At 45.1% G+C, this 25,558-nt stretch carries 23 protein-coding genes; 5 read left to right on the forward strand and 18 right to left on the reverse strand.

Features of this window, described 5'->3' with window-relative positions; genetic code table 11:
* Nucleotides 1–103: 103 nt before the first annotated feature.
* The 7 genes from AC6CIF_RS24155 to AC6CIF_RS24185 form a co-directional block, all read right to left on the reverse strand.
* Entirely contained in the window at nt 104–1,561 is a 1,458-nt protein-coding gene (locus AC6CIF_RS24155) for a carboxylesterase/lipase family protein (RefSeq protein WP_498201802.1), read from the reverse strand.
* A 279-nt stretch (nt 1,562–1,840) separates the two neighbouring features.
* Nucleotides 1,841–2,935, reverse strand: a complete 1,095-nt coding sequence (locus tag AC6CIF_RS24160; protein ID WP_498201803.1) for a metallophosphoesterase family protein — start codon at nt 2,933–2,935, stop codon at nt 1,841–1,843.
* Nucleotides 2,935–3,273 carry a DMT family transporter gene (locus AC6CIF_RS24165; protein WP_051447260.1) on the reverse strand — a complete coding sequence of 113 codons (339 nt, stop codon included), beginning with the start codon at nt 3,271–3,273 and terminating at the stop codon, nt 2,935–2,937. Before AC6CIF_RS24165 ends, AC6CIF_RS24160 begins: the two co-directional genes overlap by 1 nt.
* A complete protein-coding gene (locus AC6CIF_RS24170; RefSeq protein ID WP_498201804.1) occupies nt 3,270–4,040 on the reverse strand; it encodes an HAD family hydrolase in 771 nt (256 codons plus the stop codon). Before AC6CIF_RS24170 ends, AC6CIF_RS24165 begins: the two co-directional genes overlap by 4 nt.
* A gap of 159 nt (nt 4,041–4,199) precedes the next feature.
* Complete coding sequence (locus tag AC6CIF_RS24175; protein WP_338589385.1) at nt 4,200–5,573, reverse strand: ABC transporter substrate-binding protein; 1,374 nt, start codon at nt 5,571–5,573, stop codon at nt 4,200–4,202.
* A gap of 241 nt (nt 5,574–5,814) precedes the next feature.
* Nucleotides 5,815–6,660 carry a carbohydrate ABC transporter permease gene (locus AC6CIF_RS24180; protein ID WP_235599520.1) on the reverse strand — a complete coding sequence of 282 codons (846 nt, stop codon included), beginning with the start codon at nt 6,658–6,660 and terminating at the stop codon, nt 5,815–5,817.
* Between the two features lie 59 nt (nt 6,661–6,719).
* A complete protein-coding gene (locus tag AC6CIF_RS24185; protein WP_498201805.1) occupies nt 6,720–7,595 on the reverse strand; it encodes a carbohydrate ABC transporter permease in 876 nt (291 codons plus the stop codon).
* Between the two features lie 198 nt (nt 7,596–7,793).
* Here AC6CIF_RS24185 and AC6CIF_RS24190 point away from each other — a divergent pair, with 198 nt between their 5' ends.
* Entirely contained in the window at nt 7,794–8,366 is a 573-nt protein-coding gene (locus AC6CIF_RS24190; protein WP_498201806.1) for a GbsR/MarR family transcriptional regulator, read from the forward strand.
* Nucleotides 8,367–8,604: 238 nt separating this feature from the next.
* Here AC6CIF_RS24190 and AC6CIF_RS24195 read toward each other — a convergent pair whose 3' ends face one another.
* Both AC6CIF_RS24195 and AC6CIF_RS24200 read right to left on the reverse strand, forming a co-directional pair.
* Entirely contained in the window at nt 8,605–12,963 is a 4,359-nt protein-coding gene (locus tag AC6CIF_RS24195) for a DUF4073 domain-containing protein (protein ID WP_498201807.1), read from the reverse strand.
* A gap of 482 nt (nt 12,964–13,445) precedes the next feature.
* Complete coding sequence (locus AC6CIF_RS24200) at nt 13,446–14,000, reverse strand: hypothetical protein (RefSeq protein WP_498201808.1); 555 nt, start codon at nt 13,998–14,000, stop codon at nt 13,446–13,448.
* A gap of 96 nt (nt 14,001–14,096) precedes the next feature.
* Between AC6CIF_RS24200 and AC6CIF_RS24205 the strand changes: the two genes are divergently transcribed.
* Nucleotides 14,097–15,014: a phosphatidate cytidylyltransferase gene (locus tag AC6CIF_RS24205; RefSeq protein ID WP_076213755.1), complete on the forward strand. Its 918-nt coding sequence runs from the start codon at nt 14,097–14,099 to the stop codon at nt 15,012–15,014.
* A gap of 107 nt (nt 15,015–15,121) precedes the next feature.
* On the opposite strand, the gene AC6CIF_RS24210 is transcribed toward AC6CIF_RS24205, so the two are convergent.
* Together AC6CIF_RS24210 and AC6CIF_RS24215 are read right to left on the reverse strand one after the other, a co-directional pair.
* Nucleotides 15,122–15,694, reverse strand: a complete 573-nt coding sequence (locus AC6CIF_RS24210) for a hypothetical protein (protein WP_498201810.1) — start codon at nt 15,692–15,694, stop codon at nt 15,122–15,124.
* A 406-nt stretch (nt 15,695–16,100) separates the two neighbouring features.
* Nucleotides 16,101–16,478 carry a LysM peptidoglycan-binding domain-containing protein gene (locus tag AC6CIF_RS24215; RefSeq protein ID WP_498201811.1) on the reverse strand — a complete coding sequence of 126 codons (378 nt, stop codon included), beginning with the start codon at nt 16,476–16,478 and terminating at the stop codon, nt 16,101–16,103.
* 306 nt (nt 16,479–16,784) lie between these two features.
* Here AC6CIF_RS24215 and AC6CIF_RS24220 point away from each other — a divergent pair, with 306 nt between their 5' ends.
* The 3 genes from AC6CIF_RS24220 to AC6CIF_RS24230 all read left to right on the forward strand — a co-directional run bounded on the left by AC6CIF_RS24220 (nt 16,785) and on the right by AC6CIF_RS24230 (nt 19,265).
* Nucleotides 16,785–17,837 (forward strand): bifunctional transcriptional activator/DNA repair enzyme AdaA, encoded by a 1,053-nt coding sequence (locus AC6CIF_RS24220; protein WP_133386327.1) that lies wholly within the window; start codon nt 16,785–16,787, stop codon nt 17,835–17,837.
* 85 nt (nt 17,838–17,922) lie between these two features.
* A complete protein-coding gene (locus AC6CIF_RS24225; RefSeq protein WP_498201812.1) occupies nt 17,923–18,696 on the forward strand; it encodes an isocitrate lyase/PEP mutase family protein in 774 nt (257 codons plus the stop codon).
* 50 nt (nt 18,697–18,746) lie between these two features.
* Nucleotides 18,747–19,265 carry a hypothetical protein gene (locus AC6CIF_RS24230; protein ID WP_339787741.1) on the forward strand — a complete coding sequence of 173 codons (519 nt, stop codon included), beginning with the start codon at nt 18,747–18,749 and terminating at the stop codon, nt 19,263–19,265.
* Nucleotides 19,266–19,429: 164 nt separating this feature from the next.
* On the opposite strand, the gene AC6CIF_RS24235 is transcribed toward AC6CIF_RS24230, so the two are convergent.
* The 7 genes from AC6CIF_RS24235 to AC6CIF_RS24265 all read right to left on the reverse strand — a co-directional run bounded on the left by AC6CIF_RS24235 (nt 19,430) and on the right by AC6CIF_RS24265 (nt 25,501).
* Complete coding sequence (locus AC6CIF_RS24235) at nt 19,430–20,128, reverse strand: hypothetical protein (protein ID WP_498201813.1); 699 nt, start codon at nt 20,126–20,128, stop codon at nt 19,430–19,432.
* Nucleotides 20,125–21,000 (reverse strand): ATP-binding cassette domain-containing protein, encoded by an 876-nt coding sequence (locus AC6CIF_RS24240; RefSeq protein WP_498201814.1) that lies wholly within the window; start codon nt 20,998–21,000, stop codon nt 20,125–20,127. Before AC6CIF_RS24240 ends, AC6CIF_RS24235 begins: the two co-directional genes overlap by 4 nt.
* Nucleotides 20,997–21,377 carry a GntR family transcriptional regulator gene (locus tag AC6CIF_RS24245; RefSeq protein WP_036611682.1) on the reverse strand — a complete coding sequence of 127 codons (381 nt, stop codon included), beginning with the start codon at nt 21,375–21,377 and terminating at the stop codon, nt 20,997–20,999. The genes AC6CIF_RS24240 and AC6CIF_RS24245 overlap by 4 nt, the downstream gene beginning before the upstream one ends.
* A gap of 99 nt (nt 21,378–21,476) precedes the next feature.
* Complete coding sequence (locus tag AC6CIF_RS24250; protein ID WP_017691550.1) at nt 21,477–21,647, reverse strand: aspartyl-phosphate phosphatase Spo0E family protein; 171 nt, start codon at nt 21,645–21,647, stop codon at nt 21,477–21,479.
* A gap of 243 nt (nt 21,648–21,890) precedes the next feature.
* Nucleotides 21,891–23,273: a transcriptional regulator gene (locus AC6CIF_RS24255; protein WP_498201815.1), complete on the reverse strand. Its 1,383-nt coding sequence runs from the start codon at nt 23,271–23,273 to the stop codon at nt 21,891–21,893.
* Between the two features lie 272 nt (nt 23,274–23,545).
* On the reverse strand, nt 23,546–24,463 hold the full coding sequence (locus AC6CIF_RS24260; protein ID WP_017691548.1) for an aldo/keto reductase: 918 nt from the start codon (nt 24,461–24,463) through the stop codon (nt 23,546–23,548).
* A gap of 147 nt (nt 24,464–24,610) precedes the next feature.
* On the reverse strand, nt 24,611–25,501 hold the full coding sequence (locus AC6CIF_RS24265; RefSeq protein WP_498201829.1) for a diacylglycerol/lipid kinase family protein: 891 nt from the start codon (nt 25,499–25,501) through the stop codon (nt 24,611–24,613).
* Nucleotides 25,502–25,558 lie beyond the last annotated feature (57 nt).

A 25,558-nucleotide genomic window follows, 5' to 3' on the forward strand; every position in this document is an offset into this window, starting at 1 on the left:
AGCTGGATTACAAAAAGAGGACGTTCATTCTGAGAATGAACGTCCTCTTTTGATTAGGCGCATAGCAGTTTTCAGAGTATCCATACACAATAACCCACCTGGATTATAAACCCAACAGCTCTCGCTTAGCTGCATCCGGATCATGTACGACCTCAATCTCATGGTTGAAGATTAGTGTCGCACGATCCTGCTCATATTCAGGCCAGTTTACACCTGCAACTTCAGGTTTGCCGTTCTTGGCAAAGGAAATCCAGGCATCCTGTACCTTGAGGGCAAGTGCCGCCGCAGCTTCGTCGGGCTCAGCATTCATGAATTTGAGGACATGCAGTGTATTAAACACAAAGAACATTTCAATGCTGTGAATTGCTCTTTTTAACAAGGGATGTTCCGGCATCACCCAATCAAATCGATACATCCACACCGGGGCATACTTATGCTGTGCCGCAGCATATTGTAGCGCTGACCGCCAGAAGAACATATCGGTCATGACTTGGGCTTGTCCATCTGCCGTTTTTGGATAACTATCCGCGATGGCTACCCGGTTCTCCAGATCTGGTGTCATAAAGTCTACGCCCTGAACCATATCGATCTCTTTTGAGTAAGGCACATGTGGCTGGATGAACAGTGCACCCTCGTGTAATGTCGTACCAATGAGCACCGGAATGTCCTGCGCTGAACCTTCGCTCACCGCCTGAAGTGGCACCTGAGGTAGTGTATGCCCGTCCAATACAGGTTGGAACAATAATGCCATACCTGCTCCGCTCTGCTGTTTGACCGCTTCACCAGCTGCAATAATCTGCTCTACAGGAATTGTATTTAACTTCTGCAGGTTGTCCCGATCCACCCCAAGGATCTTTAACATCCCTTCCCGCAACGCTGAGGCTTGCTCTGCCGGCATGAACTGGGATGCACCACTCTCCATAATGGCACGTTGGAACAGTCCTTTGGCCGCTGGCATCGCCATCAGTGCTGCAATACTCATGCTGCCAGCTGATTCGCCGAACACCGTAACTTGATCCGGGTCACCACCAAAAGCAGAGATATTATCCTTCACCCACTGTAATGCCGCAACCTGATCCAGCAGACCTGCATTGGATACATATGAATCACCTAATGGAGCCATATGCAGGAATCCCAAAGGTCCTAATCGGTAGTTGATCGTCACAACGATGACGTCTCCCCGAACCGCTAACTGTGTACCATCATACATCGGCTGGCTACCTGAACCTGTTACAAAGGAACCACCGTGAATCCATACCATGACCGGTAGTGGTGTTGCTCTTTTTCCCTTAGGTGCCCAGATGTTCAGATATAAACTATCTTCTGACTCATTCGGAATTTCTGTCTGGCCTTCTGGTTGATGATGTCGAGGTTGTATATTCTCAGGTCCATATTGAGTGGCCTGTCTGATTCCATCCCATGACTCGGGCTGGACCGGAGCCTTGAAACGCAGCTCACCTACCGGAGGTTTCGCATAGGGAATGCCTTTCCATACGCTTGCATCGTGCAAAAGTTCGCCTTGAACGGTACCATATGTCGTTTGAACTTGAAGTTCTCTCATGCCGCTTCTACTTCCTCTCCATAAATAGGTTAAATTAACGAGTACGTGCATATCATGTGTACTTATTTGAGTATAGTTTGTAGTCATACCCATTTACAACTTTACCCAACTCTAGCCTGCCCTGCTACGTTTCACGTGGAACTTTATGGGGTGGATGATCTGATACATATTGAATGATGGACAGCAAAAAGGCCACCCATTAAGCAATGTCATCAAGTTTAACTTGTCTTAATGGCATTGACCCTTAGAGTAACCCTTTCCTTTTTACCATCCAAATAACTACCCTTCTACAGGATAACTTACCGTAAACTCAGCACCCTCAATCCATTCGCTCGTAACAAAGTTCCGCCCCTTTACAACCACTCGATCCTTATAAACCTCCACATGAAGACCTTCGCTGCCCTCCAGATGTTCATCCTGATCCGTCCATAGATACCCTACAGACGACGCATTGAACATGGTTGGCATGTGGCCTGCACCATCGTACATCGTATGCTGTGCTTCCAGTTGCCAATGGGTATGACCGGAGAAGAGAATCACTTGCGGGTAATTGGCCAGAAGGGCCTTGAGTTCCGCATCCTGATTCACACCATACCAGCCTTGTTCCTTCATCGATCCTGCTACCGTATCCATAAGCGGCTGGTGTAAGAAAAGGAAGATAGGATGATCTAGTGTTGCATGCTCAGACAATTTCGCATCCAGCCACTCCAATTGTTCAGCCGACATATCACAATCCTTCGGGTGAGGTTGCTCGGTGCCCAGGAAAATATAATGATACCCATCAATCCAATGATCGTGATAAGAGCCCTTCATGCCGGTTGTCCCTTCAAAATCACTTAATCGACGCTGCCATAACCCTGCGACTGTAATGGGGTCTACTCCTGAAGAGATCGGTCCCCCGTCTTGGCCCTCCTGCTCCGAAGTTACAGCAGACAACGTATAGGTCCCGCCGGATAGTTTCTCAATTAGTGCAGCTGATTCAGCAGCGGTTTGTTTTGTGACCAGCTCCATATCTGCTTCCTGCTCCAACAACTCGGCTACTTCATCCTCTTTCATCTCAAGCAAAACGATCGGCGGATCTTGCCATACCACGGCTCCAATATCATGATTACCTACCGTGTACCGGATGTCCGGCAAGCTCTCCGCATGCTGCTTCCATATGCGTTGCAACTCACGATATTCACTTGGCAACCCCCGATCCGTCACATCGCCCACATGCATAATCCCGCTGCTCCCCTGACTGAATGTAGCTATGTCGGCTAATGCTTGGTCCAGATGCCGGTTATGAATATGGTCTGCCTCATCTCGCACATGTGTGTCCGTAATGACCTGGAAGCTGGCAATAGGTTGCTCAGGTGTATGTTCATTTCTCATCAAGAATCACTCCATTTCAGTCCAATAATGCCAATCAAAATAAAACCGATCCAGACCATCGACGTGAGCCGCAGACGTTCACCAAAATAGTAATGCCCCACGACGCCAATAAGCGTAATGCCCACGCCAGACCAGATCGCATAAGCCACAGCCAGCGGCATATACTTCACTGCAAAGTTGAGAAACGTAAAGCTTGCTCCATAACAGACAAACATCAACACCGAAGGCCATAACCGCGAGAATCCATCCGATACTTTTAGCAAAATGGTAGCACTCAACTCCAGTCCGATGGCCAGTGCCAACAGGACCCAGCCCAAGTAGGCATGACTGTTTGTCATCGATTCAGCCCACCATTCAGCAATTCATGGAAGGATTGAATTGTTCTGTCCGCCAAGCGGATTCTTCCCGGTTCTCCAATCCCAATCCTGTACCCCGCACCAGCGGTTCGTGCCATCTCCATGTCTCCGTCCGTATCTCCAATGACCACAGTATGCTGTACAGATACACCTAACCGTTCACAGGCAAGCAGAAGCATATCGGGAAAAGGTTTCCCCCGTTCCACCAGATCTGTACCAATCACCACGTCAAAAAAGGAATCCAGTCCCATCCACTGTAAATGTTTAATTGCACTTGGTGTATCATCTGCCGTCACTACACCCATAACCACGCCTTTGGTACGACACTGTTCAAGGAATTCTCGAACACCCGGTAACGGATGTGCCGGACGATGCTGTTCCATCTCTTCCTCCGCTCGCGCCAAACACTCCCGAACCATGATCTTGGCTTCCGCCCAGCTGAGACCCGCACGATATCCATGCCACGTCAGCACGGCATACACTTCATCCATCGTGCCCATCGCAAGTGGCCCCCGCACGTCATACCCATTCATTCGGCCTTGGTCATCGTGGAATGTACCCCAGATCTGTGGAAGTTCATCTGTATTGATACGAAGTCCCCTGGTTGCCAACTGGTCTCTGAAATCGTTCAACACACAATCGGTCCAGAACCCCCACATGCCCGTAAAATCAAGTAATGTCCCGTCCTTGTCGAACAAAACGGCTTCAATCGGATTGGGTAATCCGTCTACATACGTTTCATCTTGCATTGGTCAAACTCCTTGTCTGCAATCTTTATGAACGGAAAGGACGGTACAGCATGTACCGCCCTTTCCGCGTGAGTTACTTATAGTGATTAGTGATACGTTATGTTTACAATACGGTCAGATTCACGACCGAGTCTCTTGGAAAAAGTCATGTCGATATTGTTACTTCGTTACACGATCCAGTTCCTTCTGTGCTTTCTCTTTTGCTTCTTTCAGCGCTTGTTCAGCTGGCATATTATTGATCTGCACCTGATCAGCTGCATCCTTCAATGCATCATTGATCTTGCCACCTGTTGGATCCTGGAATGGAGCCGAAGCGTGAGCTGCCTGTTGCAGTGGCACGGTGATCTGTGGATTTTCCTCACTGAACTTCATGAACTCTGGATCTTGTTGAGCCGATTGACGTACTGCGATATATCCGGTGTTCATGGACCATGAAGCTGTGTTCGAAGTTTCAGAGAAATACGTAAGCCATTTGTATGCTGCCTGCTGTTGCTCTGGACTTGCCGCTGACGGAATACCTGCCGATATGGCACTTGCTACCGGTTTTCCTTCACCAATGCCTTCCCAGCCTGGTTGTTGCATTGCAGCGACTACGCTAAAGTCCAAGTCACCTTGGTCACCACTAGATCCGGTGTAACCTGCTGCTTTATTTTTCATCACATCATCAATCGTTTTGTACCAGTACTCCCAGCCCTGGCCTCCATAATGAATGCCCATAATCTTGTCTTCGTTAATCCATTTACGGAACAAGTCCCATGTCTCGATCCATTCCGGGGAGTCAATCATGACGGTTTTGCCATCGTCGCTAAGAATCTGTCCGCCCTTACCCAGCACGGCATCAATCATATTGTCTCTACCCCACATCGGTTCCCAACCGTAGAAGGTGGTCTTGCCATTCTCTTGCTTGCTCATCTTCGCCGCTGCCTCAGCCAGCTTCTCCCATGTCGTCAGACTGGCTGGGTCGATTCCGTTCTCCTTAAACGTATCCATGCGGTAATACATGATCTGGGTTGTACCGTACATTGGTAAAAAGTATTGCTTTCCATCCACCTGTCCCTGGTTCAGGAATGTCTGAATGAAGTCGTCTTTCTTAAAATTCGGATCAGCAGCAATCATCTCATCCATGGGTGCATAATATCCTTTGCGTGCCCAGTCTATATTGGAGCTGAGTACTGCGGCGGGAACCTTCTTGGAAGCAATCGCTGCTTGCAGCTTCTGTTCCGTCTCCGTGTAATCTGCTTGTACAATTCCTTTCACAACGACTTCGTTCTGTGAAGCGTTGAACGCGTCAATCGTCTTTTTCATGTTATCTCCCAGATTACCACCCAGACCATACCAGAACTCGATCTCCACCGGATCTTTCGCCTGAACTTCGGTTCCACTGGCAGCAGCTGTCGTGCCTGATTCTGCGGGTGCTTGTGTTCCACAAGCGGTCAGTAGAGCAAAGCTGGTCGCAAGTACCAGCGACATGCCACCCTTCCAGTTCAACCTCAATCTCTTTTTCCATGTCATGCTTGCTTGACTCCAGTTCATTGTCGTTCCTCCCGTTTTAGGTGAAATGTTAGTTTGCATAAATTGAACTAAGAAATATTTACACTAGCCACTCCAATGACAGAACAACCTTCCGATCGCTGTTATCCCCAGATTTTTTTGATTCCTTTTTGTAAAGGTAAAATCCGGGGATAAAGGCGAGCGCTTCGCTTCTTCAGATTATTTCTGTCCTCTCCGTTTTGTGTAAATGTTTATTTCAATTTATTTAGTAGGGTAGTTAACATCAGTTCTTGTTCACACCGGCCGTGATATTAACGCTCTGCATAATGGTCTTCTGGGTGAACAGGAAGAGAATAAGCAGGGGTGCAATGGTAAAAGCACTCGCAGCCATAATCTGTGGCCAGGCCAGACCATATGCCCCACCTTCTACAAAGAAGCTGCGCAGACCAGCAGATACCAGCTGCAGGTCAGGGTCTTTGGTGATGAGCATAGGCCAGAAATAGTTGTTGTACTGTTCAATAAACGTAATCAGAACCATCACAGCGAAGCTTGAGCGAACAAGCGGCGTGATAATTGTCCAGAGAATCCGGAAGTGAGATGCACCGTCGAGCTGTCCAGCTTCCACCAATTCATGAGATACCTGCATGAACGCCTGCCGGATCAGAAAGATCGAGAACACGCTGACACAGTTGGATACAATCAAGCCTGTGTAGGAATCAAGCAGATTAAGTTCGCTAAGCACCAGGTAACTAGGCAGATACACGGCTGTACTTGGTATCATATAACCCACCAGAATCAGGGATGTCAGTACACCCTTGAGACGGAATTTCATATGTGTCAGGGCGTATGCCATCATACTGGAGTTGACGATCTGAAATAAACAGATGGCTAAGGCCACCCCGGTACTGTTCAAGATGTAACGGGCAAATGGTGCCGCGTTCCAGGCATCCACATAGTTGCTCCACAGGAACGTCTCCGGCCAAAAGGTCGGCGGAAACTGCCAGATCTCATCATTGGTTTTGAACCCGCTAATGACCATCCAATAGAAAGGAAAGGCTGTACCCAGCGCGATAACGGCTAACAGAAGGTAGCGGATCAATTTACTTATTTTAAAATTCGGTTGTGACACGTTCTGCAACTCCTTGCGCTTCATCCGTTTAGACTTTTTAGTAGGCAATGTCATTGTCATTAGTAGTGCACCAGACGTCTGCCAAGCAGGAAGGATACACCCGACAGCAACACGCAGATCAGAATAATCACAACGGCGATAGATGAAGCCTCACCTACATTAAAGGATTCGAATGCAGACTGGTAATACATGTACAGCAACGTTCTCGTTGATCCCGCCGGTCCGCCCTGCGTCATGACATTGATCTGGTCATAGGCTTGCAAGGACTGGATGGTAAGAATAATCGAGAGAAAAAACGTCGTTGGTGAGATCAGCGGCAATGTGATACTTCTGAACTTGTCCCAACCGTTGGCTCCATCAATTGAAGCTGCTTCGAGCAGATCGGACGGTAGATTTCGTAGCGCAACGAGATAAAATACCATTGCCCACCCAATCGACTTCCAGAGCGTGACGATCAGAACAGCAACCAATGCCCAGTCCGCGTCACGCAACCAGCCGATCGGAGATACGCCTACCCAGCCCAGCATCAGATTAGCGAGTCCCACTTCGGGCTCAAAGATCCAGGACCACGCAATGGACACCGCAACTGTTGGGGTGACCCAAGGCGAGAAGAGTAATGTCCGGAAGATGCCGGATGATTTGATTCTGCTATTCATGAGCATCGCAAGTGCCAATCCGCCCACAATGGTTGGGATTACACTGCCCAGTCCGAATAACAAGGTTACTTTCAGCGATCGATAGAATTCAGAGTTTGTCAGCAGATAACTGTAATTGTCCAACCCAACGAACAACTTGTCCGGGCTCATGAAGTCCCAATCGGTGAAACTGAGATAAACGATATATCCCAGAGGTCCCAGCCAGAAGATCAGCAATGGGATTAGAGCTGGTAGCGTGAATAGGACCGCCTCAGACTCCCTCCATAGTTTTAAACGCAAATCCCCCACTCCTTACTGTCCAATTTTTCTTTAATGATTGGGAATTTTTGAGTATAATCAACTTTATATTTATTCTGTACAAAATTTATTGTACACTCGTATTGAAAATTCTAATTCCGGGTTATGTTAAAATTGGAGCAAGTCATGTAAAATATGAGGCAGCTAGTGGGAACGCTATCATAAACCAGAGGTGACATTGTGGGAAAAGAAACTGCCGGGAAACCGAATCATTCTTCGTTACCTGATCGGCATGCGCTGAGGGAGAGAGTCATTGAGGCCATCGCCAATACGATGGATCTATATGGGGTTAATCATACGTTTGGCAAATTATACGGCATCATGTATTTTGAAGATCGACCGATGACACTTGAAGAGATGAAAAACTCGATGAATATGAGCAAGAGCAACATGAGCTATGCGGTTCGTTCGCTTACAGAATCACAGATGATCTATAAACTGGAGGAAAAGAAGGAGCGCCAGGATCAGTATCTGGCAGAGACCGACTTCTATCGTACATTCCAGAATTTCTTTGGGGCCAAGCTCCAACGGGAAGTAGATGTCATGTTAGAAGGCATTCGTGAGGTCATTCCTGACCTGTCGGCAATGATCCTTTCGGAACATACCTCTTCCAAAGATCGAGATGATGCACTGCGTGATCTGCACAAACTCCAACATGCGGAGCAATACTACGTCTGGCTACAAGGATTCGTGGATCAATTGCGGGATGGTAAGTTTTACGAGAATGCTGCACACACGCCCGATAAAGAGTAGTACAACTGCGTAAACAGAATAACTAATGGGTAATCAAGCGCTAACAAACCTAGACGATTTGACGTACCCTTGTTGAGTCACACTAAACCGCAAAAAGGAGCTGTTCCTAGCCCATGTATGGCTTTTGGAACAGCTCTCTTTTTATTCTATCTATTGTATTGTCATATCCTATCCATTATTAGGGGTTCTCTTTTCCATATGCTACTGCGTTAATCACCCCTTTTTCTTCTTAAAAATATTACTTCTGCGCAGCAGCTTCGATATCTGCATATGCCCAATGTGTTGCTGGTACATCACTGAACGTTAACGTAACTGTACCAGTTAGGGGTGTGCGGTTGAATAATACATTCAGCACTTTCACCGCTTCCGCACGCGTCAGTTTACTGTCCGGTTTGAATGTACCATCGTTATAGCCAACCATCAGGCCAGCGGATTGCACGTATGCAATCGCATCTGCTGCCCACAGGTCTGCGGATACGTCTGTGAAGGAAACTGCTGGACCATTCACGGTTGTTGCACTCGCTTGTTGCTGCATCCAGCGATACGCAATCGTTGCCATCTGTGCACGGGTAATCGAGCCTTCCGGTGCAAATTGGGTGTTACTCATGCCGTTCATGATGCCAGCGGATTGTGCTTTTTGAATCTCACTTGTTGCCCAGTGTGTCGCAGATACATCCTTGTAGCTCTCGCTATTCGCGGAACCTGCTGCCGGTTCAGTTGGAAGATTGCGAGCCAGCATAGCTGCCATCTGTGCACGTGTTACGAATGCATCTGGGCGGAAATCTACACCAAATCCTTGGATGTACGGTTGATGTGTACTTTGTGAAGCTTTCAGTCCATCTACAACAACGAGGGTGAACGTACTGAATTTGGTTACGGTAAATTCGATACCTTCGCTGTTATCCGCGAGTTTCACCAATTTGCCTTGAATCAATTCTTTTGTGCCGTCACTATGTTCGATATAGATCGCCAGGTTGTCCAATGCTTGCTGACGAGCAGCCGGATCGGTTGGCAGACTGTCACGCAGTGGCAATGTGAGCGTCACTTCACGGCTCTGCATATTCGTGTCGATCTCTACCGGACGAGCCAGTACACGTACATTCGTATTCGGAGCAACTTGTTGAATCAATTGCTCTTTCTTCGCACGTTCTTCGACTTCTTTATGTTCCGATTCTTTTTTCAAAGGTACAACGCGGAAGTATAAGTCTTGATCGAATCCGGCGATGGAATTCGTCGGAACGGAAATCACTACATTCTCTGTAGAGATTTCAAGTTTCAGCGAACCATCATTTAGTTCTTTCACCGCTGCCTTAGGCAGTTCAATACGTGTCTCGGACACGGAATCTTTGGTGTCTGGGATGACAATGCGTGCGGTGTTCATGTTCAATTGCTTCGCTTTTTCAACAGATTCCTTGGCAATCACTTCGGTCATTTTCACCAGGTCTTTGATCGTGCCGTTGGTTTCGGTTGTACGGGTGATCGGTGTTTTGGTCAGGTTGGTACCGTTTGTTCCATTAACGTCAACCACGATCTGTTCTTGTTTCGTTGTTGGTGCAGGTGTAGACGTTACAGGTGAAGATCCTCCTCCACTTCCACCGCCAGTTGATGGTGTTGGTGTTGGATTAATAATAATGACCTGATCGAAGAAACGATCAAATGCTATCTGCACTTCGCTAATACTGCTGTATCCGTTAGCAGGCTTACGGTCCAGCATCCATTTAGCCAGTTTTCCCATTCGATTCTCATCTTCTACTAGATCCTTCATAGCATTCAACTTAAGCAGGAATGGTTCGAAAGGCTCCATCATCTCAGTAGATTGCTGGAAACTGTATAGCATCAGCATGGCTTTCTTCATCTCGCTAACGTCTATAGTTTCATTAATGTAGGAATAATTCATGACTAACATTAATGAAGCACCGTAAACCTGTTCAATTGAAAGATCCGAACCCTGAAACAGACGTTTTGCGGTATAAGCAAGCAACTCTTTATCCACATTGGATGCATTTAAATATTTTTGACCTAACTCTTTAAACATTTCCATCCCTGGATATTCAAAGTACTCTGTTGACTCAACAAAAAGGGAATAGAACTCATTCAAATGCTGTTGGAAAAGAATCCTGTCTGTTTGTTTGATCGTTTGGATGCCTTTATATCCAATTTCCACAGCATATTCAACTTGTTTCTTAAGATTATAGGCATAGTCACTCGGTAAAAAGGTCATTACCACATTAGCTATGGCTTTCTTCTCCTCAGGTTGGAGAGTGTCAAAGCCAGCCGGAAGATCCAACCATTCCGGTTGAGTAATTGCTCCCAGGATAGCATCAGTATTCTTCGTAGCTCTCGCTTCGTTGATTACCTTCAAAGGATCTGCTGGATTAAAGAACTGATCAAACGTTTTTTGGATGTTTTTATAGTTTTCATAACCACCAACTGGACGCTTATCAATCATCCATTGGGCAAGTTTTCTATATGTCGCATAATCTATGCTATCCACTTTGTCCATGTTAAGCGGAAACTCTACCATATATTTGATAGTACTAGGGAGATTGTTATACTGTGTTGATTCCTTCTGTACTAAACGAAGACGTACCAAAGCATTATACATCTTGGTTTGAGTAGTTACATCATTGATTGCATTATAAGTAGATAACGACGTAGAAAGTTGATCTCTGTTCTGATATGAAGGAATCTCATCACGCATTGAGTAAAATTTCATGCGGTATGCAAAAATTTGTTTATCTACAACAGACAAATTTTCATACATTCTCCCTACTTTATATAGTGATTGAATACTTGGGTCGAGGTTTATGCTAAAAACTTCAGGTAAATTTAATAATTTTGAAAAATAAGCATTGATATTCTCCTCAACATCAGTCAGTTCAGGTTTATTAAAGAGGTTTCGTGGTTCTACAGCCATATCAAGTACATATTGCACTTGTTCTTTACTCACATATCCTTTTGCCCCATTCATTAAAGTGACAAATACAGCTACAGATTCTTTCTCATCGTTGCTCCAATCACTGAAATCTATAGGCAGTTCGAGTCCCAATGCGGAACCTTGGATTGCGGCAAGCACACCTTCTACATCTTCATTACTCTTAGCTAGATTCAATAGCTCAAGTGAGTCTGTTTCTATATTCTGAGTAAATACCAAGATCTTATAGAGGCTTGCAGTATTACTTCCGTTTGCCTTAACACGAACCCATACCGTTGTATTCCCTTCAAATTGGGGTGGGTTCGTGGAGCTGTAATCTAACCAATTTTCGCCATTGTTCTGAGTGTATTCCATAGTCTCATCGGCATCAACAATGACATTTGCATTGTCATCTACACTTACTGCTGGTGCTACCGGTATTGGCTGAATTGGTGGGAATGGTGGGAATGTCGGTAGTGGTGGAATCATCGGGAAGAAGAAGTTATTGAAAGCTATTTGTATCTCACTGTAATTGGTGTAACCCCCATTTGGCTTTCTATCCAACATCCACTTTGACAACCGTTCCATTTCCGCAACATTAGAAGAAATAATCTGCATTTTATGGAAATCAAGAGGGAATATCCCTATGAGGCTCTCCTTAGGAGTTCCCTTATATTGCTCCGCTTTTTGTTGAATTTTATATAGCCCTGTTAAAGCTTCATTCATTTCGTTAGTCGTTGATGCTTTGGTAAAATAGAAACTTTGACTAAGCATCATATTGAGATTCATCACAGACTGTTCTAGTGATAAATCATTTCCAATTCTATCTAGATTAACTGAATATGATAATATGTTTTTATCCAGATCGGGCCCCAATAGATACTGATATAGTTGTGGCTGAATCGCACTTAAATATTCTGGGCTGAAAACATTGTTCGCACTAGCTAGTTTCTCAAAATAAGAGGTTAGCTTAGCTTGCATAACAGGCAATTGATGTTCACGCATAACTAATAGACCTTGGAATGCTAGATCAACCATAAATTGAATTTGATCCGTGTTCAGATACTTACCATCTGGTAGATGGGAATGTCCCACTAACGATATGATTGCATTCTGTTCATCAGAAGGGAGGGATTCAAATGCTGGAACCATGGTGATGAAGCTCGTATTTTGAAGTAACTCACTTATTCTTGAGGCATCAAAATTTCCCCCAATAACATTGTTGAATTCGCTTAGCAACGTATTAGATGTAAATGTTATGGATTGCATCTGGTATGCAATTTCCATATTATTTCTATCCTGAACGATTACATTAAAATAGTACGTTTCTCCTTCGACCAAATCCGTAATCACTTTGGTGAATGTACCTGTTTCGGAATCGCTACCACCAACCCAATTACCATACGCGTATTGTGGAAATCCGCTGATTTCCTCCATATCTTTGATATTAGGTGCCAGGGAGACGAATACTTGATAATTCAGATCAGGTGAAGACGTTGTAACTGACTCGGCATACTCCCAACTTAGTTCAACCGAGTCATCACCAATGTTCTTCACTGTAATTAGACCATCTTTCCCCGGTACCGGATACGAAACTTCTGCGCTAACCTTCCCTACTGGTGCCAACCATGGTGCTACCAATAGCAAAATGAGCAATATCTTCACTATTTTTCTGTACTGCATATTTCTTATCCCCCTAATCTCGCTTTCAAAAGATAGGCCTATTGTAGTACACAACTCTGAACGGATTCTGAACATTGAAGCAAATAAAAGGTATTATTTCCATTATATATATTAAAAACGGGGGTTTATTTCATTTTTTTCGTCATAATTCAACATTTTTTCGTTAAATATGTCATCTAAGACCTACTATCAGTCTATCGCGCATGTATGCTGATCTCTCCCGATCAGCGAGCGCTCCTCCATGGAGCCAAGGCCTATGTTGAACCGGATTAGATATCGCTTGGCGAACCTGCTCTTCGGGTTAGAAATGCGCTTGTCCACAGTCCAAATGGTGAAGTGATCAAATTCCTGGAAGAGGTTGATTTTGACCGATAATCCTCACCATCATCTATATGAAGTACACAAATAGCCTGTTGCCTCGTCATCCGTGGCAGCAGGCTGTTTCATGATTGGATTTGCTTGGCAAGCATCAGCACACGCGCCTACTTTTGCTCTGCATTCCCCAGCGTATACTCGCTTAACTTTCCTTCATAGACCAATTGCAATCGTTCACTCTGGCGAAAATCATCCGGTGTCACCAGCGCCGGCAGCTTATTCCACAATTTGATTCCCGAACGCTGTAGAATCTCGGCTACAAATTGGGAGCAGAAGTAGGAGTTGCTGAACTCCACAGGTTCCTTGAGTGTAATGCCAATCACGCCGAGCAGATTGTACATATATTTCTGGCGGCTGCGGATGAAGATATGCAGCACACGTTTCATCTTTTCCACTTCACGATCCGTCACCTGAAGCTTGTATATGACACATGTGGTATTGGGATACTTGCTGTATGTACCTGTCTGAATATCTTCCTTCACAAACCCGCCATTCAGCGGATTACTCGGATGCTTGCGGCCGAAGCTGTACAGCTCGGTTAACTCCCGGTCAAATGAGATCGATGCGTGATTATATGGCGCTCGGGTATAACTCTGAATAACCTTGGTAAACAGCGTTCCTGTATTCGTAAGCAGGATATAGATGGAGCGTTCATCTGTCATAGCAAAATTTCCCCTTATCAAGTTGGTACTATTCCTTCATAATAACATAGGTACCCTATAATGGAATCTTACTTTGAATAAGCAGGTGATCGGTACGTGAGCAGTTCACTCTTTACACTAACATTAATCTTCACAGCTTTACTTGTGATACATATCGTGTACAAAATTATTGCAAAGCTCCAGCCAAGCAAAGACTATTCAGGCATCGGCCAAAAAATCAAAACCTGGTGGGGTATGTTTGTGATTTTCTGCCTCGCCACCCTTTTTAACCCCATTGTATCGCTGATTTCCCTCATGGTGCTCGCATTCTTCTCACTCAAAGAATACTTCTCCATGATTCGCAGTACACGCAAAGCCGACCGCAGGCTGTTCCTATGGGCGTATCTGGCGATTCCGGTTCAGTTCTACTGGATCTACATTGGATGGTATGGCATGTTTATCGTGTTTATTCCACTATATGTGTTCCTGGTGCTGCCCCTGCCGCGTCTGATCAACAAAGGTACGGTCGGGTTCCTGCGCAGTGTCAGCTCCACACAATGGGGACTGATGCTGATGGTGTTCGGACTGAGCCACCTGGCCTATTTTCCTTTTGCCACACCGGAGTACGGGTCCAAGCTGGTATTGTTCTTGGTCGTGTTAACACAGCTTAATGATGTGGTGCACTATCTCGTCTCTCTCTATCTGGGCAAACGAAAAGTGGTGCCTACCGCCAATCCTTTTGTCACCTGGGAAGGGTTCGCGTGTGCGTTCATTGTAACGACAGCAACGTCGTATTTTATCCATCCCTACCTGACGCCATTTGATTGGAAATTCTCGCTGTTCATCGGGGTCTTGATCAGTCTGGCCGGATTCTTCGGCAGTCTGACGGTGTCTGTACTGAAGCGCGACCTATTAATTGGGGATGACAACAAGTTCGATTCGCTCAAAAAAAGCTACCTGAGCCGGGTCGACAGCTTGACCTATACCTCACCGGTTATGTTCCACGTGGTCCGTTACTTCTTTGACTTTATGTAGCAACAGATAGATTGGCGAGCTTGTAATTATGTATGTCAAAAAAAGCAGCCCAAGTGGCTGCTTTTCCTGTTCAACAGGCTCTAGATGGAGCCTTCATGATGTGCCTGCTACTTCAACGTAATTTCTTTTTCGGACATGATTTCGTTCCCCTCATCATTTGTGAAGACAAATGTGGCTTTGCCCCGCTCACCCTTCATCTCATCCGAATAGATAAAGCCGGAGAATTGTCCATTGCCGCTAAAGTAAAACCCCTCTTCACCATTTCCGCCATGTTCAATAGCTTCCTGTAGTGAATTCACAATCGTCACCGTGTTAGACGTCCATCGCATCTCCGTTAGTGTATAGCCCTTCGGAACCTGCTTGATTCCAAAATCAAAGCTGTTACCCTCGCTAGGTTTCTCCGACTGGTCAATGACGATATCAATCTGCTCAGACGGTTCAGTGGATTCCGATTGAGCCGTAGGCTTGCCCTCATCACCACCGGCACTACCTTGATCATTGTTATTCTTCGCATCCGCATTCGGAACAGAGTTTTCCCCAGCTTCCTCTACGGGTTGCTTCGATTGCGGATAGGCGTGCTCCTGAACCGATTCTCCACTAGTGCCACAGGCAGTGACTAATAACGAAATACATAGCACAGACATGCAAAGTGCAGATTTCTTTATATTTATTTTCATCATCTAATTCTCCCTTCATCTATCTACAGCACATATATCTATATCAGTTGAACTAATCATTTACACGATAACGGAGAGGACAGAAAAAAACTGAAAAAGCGAAGCGTTTGCCTAAAAAGCTTTCTGAAAGAAAGCTGCATCGGAAGCATACGCTATCCCCGGATTTTCCCTTTAAGAAAAGGGAATCAAAAAATCTGGGGATAACAGCGATTGGAAGGTTATTCTGTCATCGTAGTGTCAGTGTAAATATTCTTTAGTTCAACTTATATAGCACACCACTTACTAATCACTACACCATATCGTCCCACATGAAGCTCCATTATATGTAAATGATTAATAAATTCAGTATGTAACTGCACTTCGATGAGTAAAGAAAGAACTCTGTTCATGACGTCATGCACCGTTTATTTTATCGATCAAACCCAGGCAAGACCAACACTTGTCCAATCTGGATGGCGTTATGCTCGATTTTGTTCACTTTCTTGATTGCTTCTACATACACACGAGTGTCCATCTGCTGAGGTTTATGTGCCAATGAAATGCCCCACAGTGTATCTCCCTGAGATACAACGATCTGGTCCCCCGACAACAATTGCTCATCCCCTGCAAATGCAGTGAATACAGCGCTACACCCTATGATTATAATTAGAGTTATAGTGACGATCTTCATTAGCCAGGTTGGCGTCTTCACACGCTGCATGAATTGATCTTTAACATACACGGTGCGAGACTCGGACGTTTTGGTATAAACGGATTCATAAATACTTTTGTACGTAGAATATCTCATTCTAGTCGACCTCCAGACTTTCATTCCGCTAATCTTTAATTTCATGTTTACCTATGTATTTTTCCTATAACAATGAATGATCAATAACTATCTTTTTCACCATATAGGTATCTTTGCCTAAGTGTCCCTACCCTGATAGGTCTATACTACCAGTTCACTCTAAACAAATTCTGAACAACCGAATTTCAATGTTATATCCGATTTAATCTATCCAATATTCATGCCTGATTTTCGGCGATGCTTGCTGCAACGTTTTTCTATAATAGGTTATAGATAAAAGATTCTAATGAGTAAGGACGTGCCCCCATGATTTCTGCTGATCTGAAGGAACAATATTACGAGGCGCTTGTGGCCAAAGATTCGGAATACGAGGGTTTATTCTATGTTGGGGTCCGAACCACGGGTGTGTTCTGTCGTCCCACATGCCCGGCGCGAAAGCCAAAATTCGAAAACTGCGAATTCTATGAGACGGCTCAGCAGGCACTTCTGGCCTCTTATCGCCCTTGCCAGCGATGTCGCCCGCTCTCTCACCCTAACCAGGTATCCGATGTCGTCCGCATTTTGGTAGAAGCTGTGGAGAAAAATCCGGAGAAACGCTGGAAAGGACAAGATTTCAAGGCCCTCTCCATCGATGAATCCACGGCGCGCCGACAGTTCAAGAAGCGGTTCGGCATGACCTTTGTTGAATATGCTCGTGCCCGACGCATGGGTCTTGCCCTGAAGAATATTCGCTCCGGCCGCACCGTGATCGATAGCCAATTATCTACCGGATATGAGTCAAGCAGCGGCTTCCGCGATGCCTTTTCACGGATCATGGGTGCTGCCCCTACACAAGTCGATGAAGGACATATCCTAAAAGCGTCCTGGATTGACACCCGCCTCGGCCCGATGATGGCCATTGCAGATGAGGAGTCGCTATATTTACTGGAATTTGTGGACCGCAGAGGTCTGGAACGCGAAGTTGAGCGTCTGCGCAAACGAACCAAATCAGCGATTGTACCCGGCACTACAGCTCCCATCCAGTCCATTGAGCGTGAACTAAACGAGTACTTTCAAGGTATTCGGACAGCATTCGACACACCGTTGTTCTGTTTAGGAACACCATTTCAAAAGCGTGTGTGGGACGAGTTGCTGGCCATTCCGGCTGGTGAAACGAGGTCATATCAGGAGATTGCAAATGCACTGGGAAAACCGACTGCTTGCCGAGCTGTGGCACAGGCGAATGGGGCCAATCAGCTTGCGATTGTGATTCCATGTCACCGTGTAATTAATGCCAGTGGCGAACTGGGTGGATATGGCGGGGGATTAACTCGCAAAAACTGGCTTTTGACTCACGAGAAACAAAAACAGGGTAGCTGAAAAACAGAATGAAGTCATGAATTAATGAAGTACGCATCAAATGTCTAAAGAAATGCATGATATAACAAAGGAGAGTCAACATAATATGAGTACCTTAGAAGAAAAAGCAACGTTGTTCCAACAATACCATGTGAAAGGAAAACCACTTGTTCTGGTCAATGTGTGGGATGCCGGAAGTGCGCAAGCCATTCAATCCGCTGGAGCAACGGCCATCGCAACCGGAAGCTGGTCCGTTGCTGCGGCCCATGGTGAGCAAGATGGGGAAGCCATGCCATTCCATCTGGTACTTGCCAATCTGGCACGGATTACAGCCAGCGTGGATCTACCTGTAACGATCGATTTAGAGGGAGGGTATGGGAGGTTGGTGTCAGAAGTGAAGCAAAATATCCTGCAAGTCATCGATCATGGTGCTGTAGGAGTCAACATTGAAGACCAACTTCCCACTGGCTTGGGATTGTACTCTGTGGAGGAGCAATGCCCGAGACTGTCCGCTGCCCGGGAAGCTGCGGAGCAGGCAGGCATACCGTTGTTCATTAACGCCCGCACAGATATTTTTCTGCAACATGCACCTGAACACCATAACCACTCTCTCCTGGAGGAAGCACTTATACGTTCGAGCCATTATGCAGATGCAGGAGCCAGTGGTCTGTTTGTACCCGGTTTGCAGGATCACCAACTGATTCAGGAATTGTGTGAGCGTTCACCGCTGCCAATTAACGTCATGGTTACGTCTCCTGAACCTTCACCAAAACAACTTGCTGCACTCGGTGTAGCTCGCGTAAGCTATGGACCATATCCTTATCTGCAAGCTATGGAACATCTGAAAGAACTGGGGAGAAGTATTTTATCGGGAAATTAACTGGAGGGCATGTTATAATCACCTCTATTGAACATTTACAGGAGGCAATTATGCTTAACGTGGAACAAAAGCTTGAAGTGCTACAATCGTATCCCCAACTGCAACGCAAAGATGTTTCTCTCGGTCGTGTTAATTTCCACTACGAGGATAGTGCGTATGATAAAAAAATTGTTGCTCTCCATATTCACCCTAACGGTAACGGTTATATCTATGCAGGGTTACTGCCTAACTATGAGACCGATGCTAAAGGATTCGTCAATATTCGTGATTACTCCGAAGCAGATCTGCGCACATTGTTAGATGAAACGATCCAAGCGATGTCTCACAATCCCAACGCAGTTGAATTCGAAGAGCCAGAACAAGTAAAAGCTGTTGCTCCTGCCTTGTCTACAACCTCTACGGGTGGCGGAACATGGGTCGATGAAGATGGACATACGCTGACTTTAAAATACGAAGATGACATGTGGTATGTGTATTCCGGTGTTAATCTGGATATGGCTTTTGAAACGCGTAGCGAAGCCGGCGAGTACCTCAAAGACGAAGGATTCAAACCGCAGGCTCAGGCTTAAGGGATACACCTTCATTTGGAATTGCGTACAAAGATTGCCGAATAGGTATATTCAGTGATTTAGGATGATACAAAAAACACGAGGCGTGTTCGCACTCGTGTTTTTTGGTTTACAGGAAATTTCGCATAGATTTATTGCCCCAGTTCCTTTATAACTGTTTCCTGTCAGTCTTTTTTGGATTTCATGGTAAGCGGCGCATTCTTCATCATCGGGTACGTCGACAGAAGTAGCGCACCACCAATACACCCCAGAACGGTGAACAATGTCATGCGATTGATCCTAGCAATCCACAACGTAAACTCACCAAGATCGCCCAATGTAATGATCAGCGTAATGACCAAGCCTACCCCAAAGAACATAATGAAGAAGTTACGCATCCCCAAGCGCATCCAACAAACCGTTAGGAAGACAGAGATTCCCAGTACGAGAAAGCCGCACATCAGATCAATCCATAGGTAAGATAAGAAATGATATTCGCTTGAATACAACATGCCCGGTTGATAAAGGGTTACGTCAACAATTCCTTTTTCCTGAAGCAGGTGTAAGAGGAAGTACGCCACATGCAGAATGATCATGGTGCCCGCAACCATCCATACCGAATTCATATAGAAGGATTTCATGAATTGAATTCGTGTACTGCCCATTCCAATCGCAACCGGAAACAGTGTAATCATTCCCCCGATTGCAAACGTACATATCCCTCCGTACATGGGACCAAACAGTTGCGTAGCATACGAGACATCAAATATGAAGCCAATGGCCAAATATACAACGGCGAGCATTAGAGCGATGGATGAAAATATGCCCAGATACAAACGCATATCATCACGAATCAGTCGGTTCGTACCTTTTACTGCGTTCATGGTTTAACCCCCTCTTGATTACGGGTCCTGTTAACCAAATAATCTTGTAATGTCGCTTTCTCAATGGAAAGTCCCTGCGAATGAGCGATATCCTTCCACATTTTCGAGTAGGGCTCATCAATCATCACTTTCACAGTTGATCCCATCTGGGAAGACTCTATAACTTTAACACCTGCTGTAACTCGGTTAATATCATCAATTACCCCTGTTAGAAGAACTCCTTTTTCGCGCATCTCTTCCATGGGTTGATTAAACAACACCTCTCCGGCTTGCAAAACGATAAGGGACTCACATAAAGGCTGAATCTCCTCAATATGATGGCTGGATATCAGAATCAGACGCGGGTTATCTTCATAACTTTCCAGTAGCGCATTATAGAAGAACTTACGCTTCTCAGCATCGAGCCCATTGGTGGGTTCATCCAGAATGGTTATCTTAGCATTACTGGCAAGACCTAATATAATCTGGGTGGCAGTCTTCATGCCTTTCGAAAATTTAATGATCTTTTTCTTCTGCGGTAGTTCGAACACATCGATTAAACGTTCTGCCAAATCCTGATTCCAATGCGGATGAAAATATTGCCCCATTTGAACCAGGTCACTAACCGTCCAGTTTTTCCCCAGGGGATGATTCTCCTGGATGTAGCACAGATGCTCTTGAGCAGTCAGATTATTATAGGGGTCTTGACCCATGATCTGAACGGTTCCACTGTCCGGGCGGTTATGACCTGCCAGTAAACTCATCATTGTTGTTTTACCCGCTCCATTTCTTCCCCAGATTGCACTAATGATTGGCTCACTCTCATGTAGCGTAACCTGGTTCAGAACGGGCGTCTTCTGGTAGCTGTAGTTGACCTGCTCCATATGAATCATAACTCACTCTCCTTATCCTTCTTGCCGCGAATCAGATCAATGATCATGTCTTCATTCATGTGAATCCGTCTGGCTTCTTCAAGTAAAGGCTTGATGTATTCTTCATAAAAATCTTGCTTCCGTTCAACGAGCAATGCTTCTCTTGCTCCCTTTGCAACAAACATTCCAACACCTCGCTGTTTGTATATAATCCCCTTGTCCACGAGTTCCTGCAGTCCTTTGCGAGCTGTAGCCGGATTGATATTGTAGAAGCGTGACAGTTCATTGGTTGAGGGAACCTGTTCTTCCACCTTCAATCTACCCTCCACAATATCGTCCATAATCATTGTGGCAATCTGATGAAAAATAGGCTGAGATTCATCCAAAGTCGATTTCATGTGCTTCCAACTTTCATACGTATTCATTAGTCAGTTAGTCGGTTAGTTACTCATGTAACTAACTATAGTATACAAAGACGCAAATGTAAATAGGCGAACTTAATTCATTGCCTTTCCTACCTTGGCTCTGTTGTATTGATTAATAAGACCGTCCAGGACTACGGATTGCTGGATCACTTCCGGATGAAGCAGACTGCCGTATTCCATATGCATGCGATATAACAACTGTCTGGCATCTTCGATCCGTGATATCAAATCCAGCCGATCCATAGTATCCCTCCTTTTTGTCATATTTTAGTGTATTATGCCAATCATAAGCGCATGTGAGATACGACATACTTATTCTTCCACTTTGATACACAAAAAAGAACACCTCTGAAATAAATTCAGAAGTGTTCTTTTCATTTTTATTACGTTCCAAATCCGTGATCAGCAGGTCTCATAATTTCGGGGTTAGGGACGTCATTGCCTGAGACAGGTTCCGTAGCAGGAGCTACGATTTGTACAACGATACTACAGGTAGCTATCAGCAAAGCCAACTTTCTCTTCATTGAGTTTCTGCACCTCACTAATGATCATTTTGTACTGCTGTTTCGCCGTCTCAGATGCAAATTCCCTGTATTGCTCAAACAGTCCGACACCTCTAAGCATACCTCGTCCACTACTAATTTCAATAGAAAATTTTAAACTATTTAGCACAAATTCTATACCTAGATGATACTCGTCTTTCTTTAGATAATATGCGCCCAAGTCTGCTAAAAGTCGTAAATATCGATCATCCGTAACTTGTCTGCTTACTTTACCAATTCGGTTACTCTGTTCCTGATAAGTGAAGTAGGATTCATACTGTTTGAGTACATGATCAATATCCTTATCATAGCGATTAGCCGCCGTTACAATATCACAAAGCGCTGGGAATATCTCATTTTCCTTCGTTGAGATATACGCCAGGTAATCTGGTAATACCTCAAACTGTCCACCCATTAAATGATATATATATCGATTAGCTTCAGCCCATTCTTGAAACTGATTCATAACTACGATTTCATCTTTATCCGGGTTCCTCACCCAGCGATTATCCGAATATAAAGAAACATATTTAAGTGCCCCAGTGTAGTCCTTCAAATGATAACAGGCACTTCCTGCAGCTAGATCGGAGTACAGAATATAGAAAACAATTGGTCTTTTGGTCTCTTCTTGTTTCCGTCGGCCATTCATCTCATAATGGATAGCCGCTTTTACTTTCAATTTTTCAGATAACTCTTGAACCTTGTTCCATCTATGCAATGCTCCAAAAGCATTAATCAGTTCGTTAAGCGCATCCAACTGGTAGCGTTCATCCAGCCGATCCACATAATATTCAAACCGAGATGCAATAATCAGATTCCGGTGCTGATCATTGGTCAGTCCCAATCTGAACAGTCGATACTGACAGAGTGCAAGCCGCTCGGAATGTTGCATTTTCTCGCTTTCAGCGATATTTTCATATAGAAGAATGGCTGGTTTGAATTTACCCGCTTGGAAGAATTCTTCAGCCACATCAAATAACAAAGGAATATAGGATAGATTATCCATCATCAGACGAATAACCTCTTCAATACAGTCCAACTTGTCCAACTCGGCACAGCGATGAAGGAAGGGTCCCAGTCTTCGCCAGTCCGGGGTCGCGTGCACAAAACACTCATCTATGTACAACTCATAGAAGTAACCTTCTTCCATTCTCATGGCGGAAGTAATACGATCCAACTGCTGCATGGCAATAGGCCGATTTTTATTCAAAATATTGCTGAGCGTACCCGAATTAATCCCTGACGTTTCCGAAAAATGACTAATGGACATCTGTTCACGCTTCAGATAACTTTCCAAGTGATCGCGTATCGTGGTTGTCGACTCCAAACGAACACCACCCTCCAAAATAAAAAACATAAACAGGATTATCGGTATGCAAAAGTAATTATATGTAATTAGAAAGTATCGGTCAATATAATAATTTCAACTAATTTGTATTAAAACCATTTTAATCCTTTTATAAAACAGACAATCCTATCCTTATTTTATATCGGAAACGCGCCTGACATCAAACCTGAAAATAGACAAAAAACACGAGCCATCTGCGGGCTCGTGTTCTCAACTGACTCAGCAGTCATCATGCTCACTATAACTTGAATTTAAGGCAGTATATTGCCTGCCGCACGGTAAATTTCATACCACTCTGGACGTGTGAGATGAACATCTCCTGCTTTTACACAGTCTTGCAGACGTTCAATATTCATCGTGCCTGTCACCGGTTGCATCTGCGCAGGGTGACGAAGCAACCATGCGATTGCAATCGTTGTATTGCTCACGTCATACTTCGCAGCAATCTCGTCAATCTTTGCATTCAATTCCGGGAACTTGTCGCTACCCAGGAATACACCCTCGAAGAATCCGTACTGGAACGGGGACCACGGCTGAATGGTGATATCGTGCAGACGACAGTAATCAAGAATGCTACCGTCACGGTTAACCGCAGCATCGTTCTCCATGTTCACGTTGATGCCACTGTCAATCATCGTCGTATTGGTAATACTCATCTGCAACTGGTTGGCTACCAGTGGCTGTTTCACGTATTTTTTCAACAATTCGATCTGGTTCGGATTCTGGTTGGATACCCCAAAGTGACGCACTTTACCTTCGCGCTCCAGTTGATCAAAGGCTTCAGCCACTTCCTCCGGCTCAACCAATGTATCTGGACGGTGCAGCAGCAGAACGTCAAGATATTCCGTTTTCAGACGTTGCAGGATGCCATCGACTGAATTCAGGATGTGCTCTTTGGAGAAATCAAACATACCTTTGCGGATACCGCATTTGGATTGAAGAATCATATTTTCACGAACTTGGGGATTCATCTGTACCGCTTCGGCGAAGATCTCCTCACATGTTCCTGTACCGTAAATGTCGGCATGGTCAAAGAAATTCGCGCCAACCTCCATTGCAGAACGAACAAAATGTTCGGCCTCCTTACCGTCTAGTGAATTAATCCGCATGCAGCCCACCGCGACTACAGGTACTTCTAGTGCACTGCTGCCCAATTTAATCGTTCTCAAGATGTTTTCCCTCCATATTCGAATATTATCGTGTATCTTACCTTTGATTGTGACATATATCTGCAATCGGTTTCAATAGCTTTATCCTACATTCATATGGAGAAATGATAGGTTCTGAGTCTCCGCCTATAATTATACAGGAATGAGTTATACTTCTTCCGGTACAATGACCTCAATATGTCTTGGCAGGACACGGATATGAATCGGAAGGGCAGGACCTTCCTCCCCATCTACATTGGTGCGGATGGCTTCCACTGAACGGACATGGACATCTCTGGCTGTAAAATAGTCCACATCTTTATGGTCTTTCAGACTACCAAATAACAGGGAAGTGCCCAGGGTCAGGCTGTTGAACACACTGATATTACGAACAACAAAGCAATGTATCAGACCATCGTCCACCTCTGCATCCGGAGACAACTTCTCGAATCCTCCGACCGAGTTGGTCAGCGCCGCCAGAAAAAATGGTGATTCCCCCTCCCAGATCTGTCCATCATATTCGATGGTTAGATGATTGGCTGGTGTATTCACCAGGTCTTTCAAGCCTTCTTTCAGATATGCGAATGATCCCAACTTCGACTTTTCTTCCGAGGATACGGAGAACAAAGCTTCTGCCAAAGAACCCGCAGCCACAACGTTAGCAAACAGGCGATCATTGATTTTCCCCAGATCCACGATATGGGTCTGATTCGAACGTAACTGCCTAATGGCTTCTTCGGGGTCAAGCGAGATATTCAGCGCACGTGCAAAATCATTCACCGTACCTAGCGGTATAACGCCTAATCGGGGACGATGATCCTGATCCATCATGCCGTTAATCGTCTCATGTAGTGTACCGTCGCCTCCGATGGAGATGACCAGATCACAGCCGTCTTTGCAGGCGCTAAGGCAGTAGTTGGTGGCATCACCTTCCCCGGCCGTCTCATTAACAACCACCTCATACTGCTGTGACTCCAGAATTTCTCTGACTTGGGACACATACTGCTCGGCCTCTTCCTTACCTGACGATGGATTACTAATGATCATGGCTTGGCGCATACTCACATCTTCCCCTCCAAAATGGCATCTTTACTTCATCTTTACCCGTTTCAAGGG

The sequence above is a fragment of the Paenibacillus sp. GQ49 genome, from assembly GCF_059759055.1.

What these genes read in the sequence shown, in the direction of transcription:
- AC6CIF_RS24155 (WP_498201802.1), bottom strand. Translation starts at nt 1,561, where the DNA reads ATGAGAGAACTTCAAGTTCAAACGACATATGGTACCGTTCAAGGCGAA.
- AC6CIF_RS24160 (WP_498201803.1), bottom strand. Translation starts at nt 2,935, where the DNA reads ATGAGAAATGAACATACACCTGAGCAACCTATTGCCAGCTTCCAGGTC.
- AC6CIF_RS24165 (WP_051447260.1), bottom strand. Translation starts at nt 3,273, where the DNA reads ATGACAAACAGTCATGCCTACTTGGGCTGGGTCCTGTTGGCACTGGCC.
- AC6CIF_RS24170 (WP_498201804.1), bottom strand. Translation starts at nt 4,040, where the DNA reads ATGCAAGATGAAACGTATGTAGACGGATTACCCAATCCGATTGAAGCC.
- AC6CIF_RS24175 (WP_338589385.1), bottom strand. Translation starts at nt 5,573, where the DNA reads ATGAACTGGAGTCAAGCAAGCATGACATGGAAAAAGAGATTGAGGTTG.
- AC6CIF_RS24195 (WP_498201807.1), bottom strand. Translation starts at nt 12,963, where the DNA reads ATGCAGTACAGAAAAATAGTGAAGATATTGCTCATTTTGCTATTGGTA.
- AC6CIF_RS24200 (WP_498201808.1), bottom strand. Translation starts at nt 14,000, where the DNA reads ATGACAGATGAACGCTCCATCTATATCCTGCTTACGAATACAGGAACG.
- AC6CIF_RS24210 (WP_498201810.1), bottom strand. Translation starts at nt 15,694, where the DNA reads ATGATGAAAATAAATATAAAGAAATCTGCACTTTGCATGTCTGTGCTA.
- AC6CIF_RS24215 (WP_498201811.1), bottom strand. Translation starts at nt 16,478, where the DNA reads ATGAGATATTCTACGTACAAAAGTATTTATGAATCCGTTTATACCAAA.
- AC6CIF_RS24220 (WP_133386327.1), top strand. Translation starts at nt 16,785, where the DNA reads ATGATTTCTGCTGATCTGAAGGAACAATATTACGAGGCGCTTGTGGCC.
- AC6CIF_RS24225 (WP_498201812.1), top strand. Translation starts at nt 17,923, where the DNA reads ATGAGTACCTTAGAAGAAAAAGCAACGTTGTTCCAACAATACCATGTG.
- AC6CIF_RS24230 (WP_339787741.1), top strand. Translation starts at nt 18,747, where the DNA reads ATGCTTAACGTGGAACAAAAGCTTGAAGTGCTACAATCGTATCCCCAA.
- AC6CIF_RS24235 (WP_498201813.1), bottom strand. Translation starts at nt 20,128, where the DNA reads ATGAACGCAGTAAAAGGTACGAACCGACTGATTCGTGATGATATGCGT.
- AC6CIF_RS24240 (WP_498201814.1), bottom strand. Translation starts at nt 21,000, where the DNA reads ATGATTCATATGGAGCAGGTCAACTACAGCTACCAGAAGACGCCCGTT.
- AC6CIF_RS24245 (WP_036611682.1), bottom strand. Translation starts at nt 21,377, where the DNA reads ATGAAATCGACTTTGGATGAATCTCAGCCTATTTTTCATCAGATTGCC.
- AC6CIF_RS24250 (WP_017691550.1), bottom strand. Translation starts at nt 21,647, where the DNA reads ATGGATCGGCTGGATTTGATATCACGGATCGAAGATGCCAGACAGTTG.
- AC6CIF_RS24265 (WP_498201829.1), bottom strand. Translation starts at nt 25,501, where the DNA reads ATGCGCCAAGCCATGATCATTAGTAATCCATCGTCAGGTAAGGAAGAG.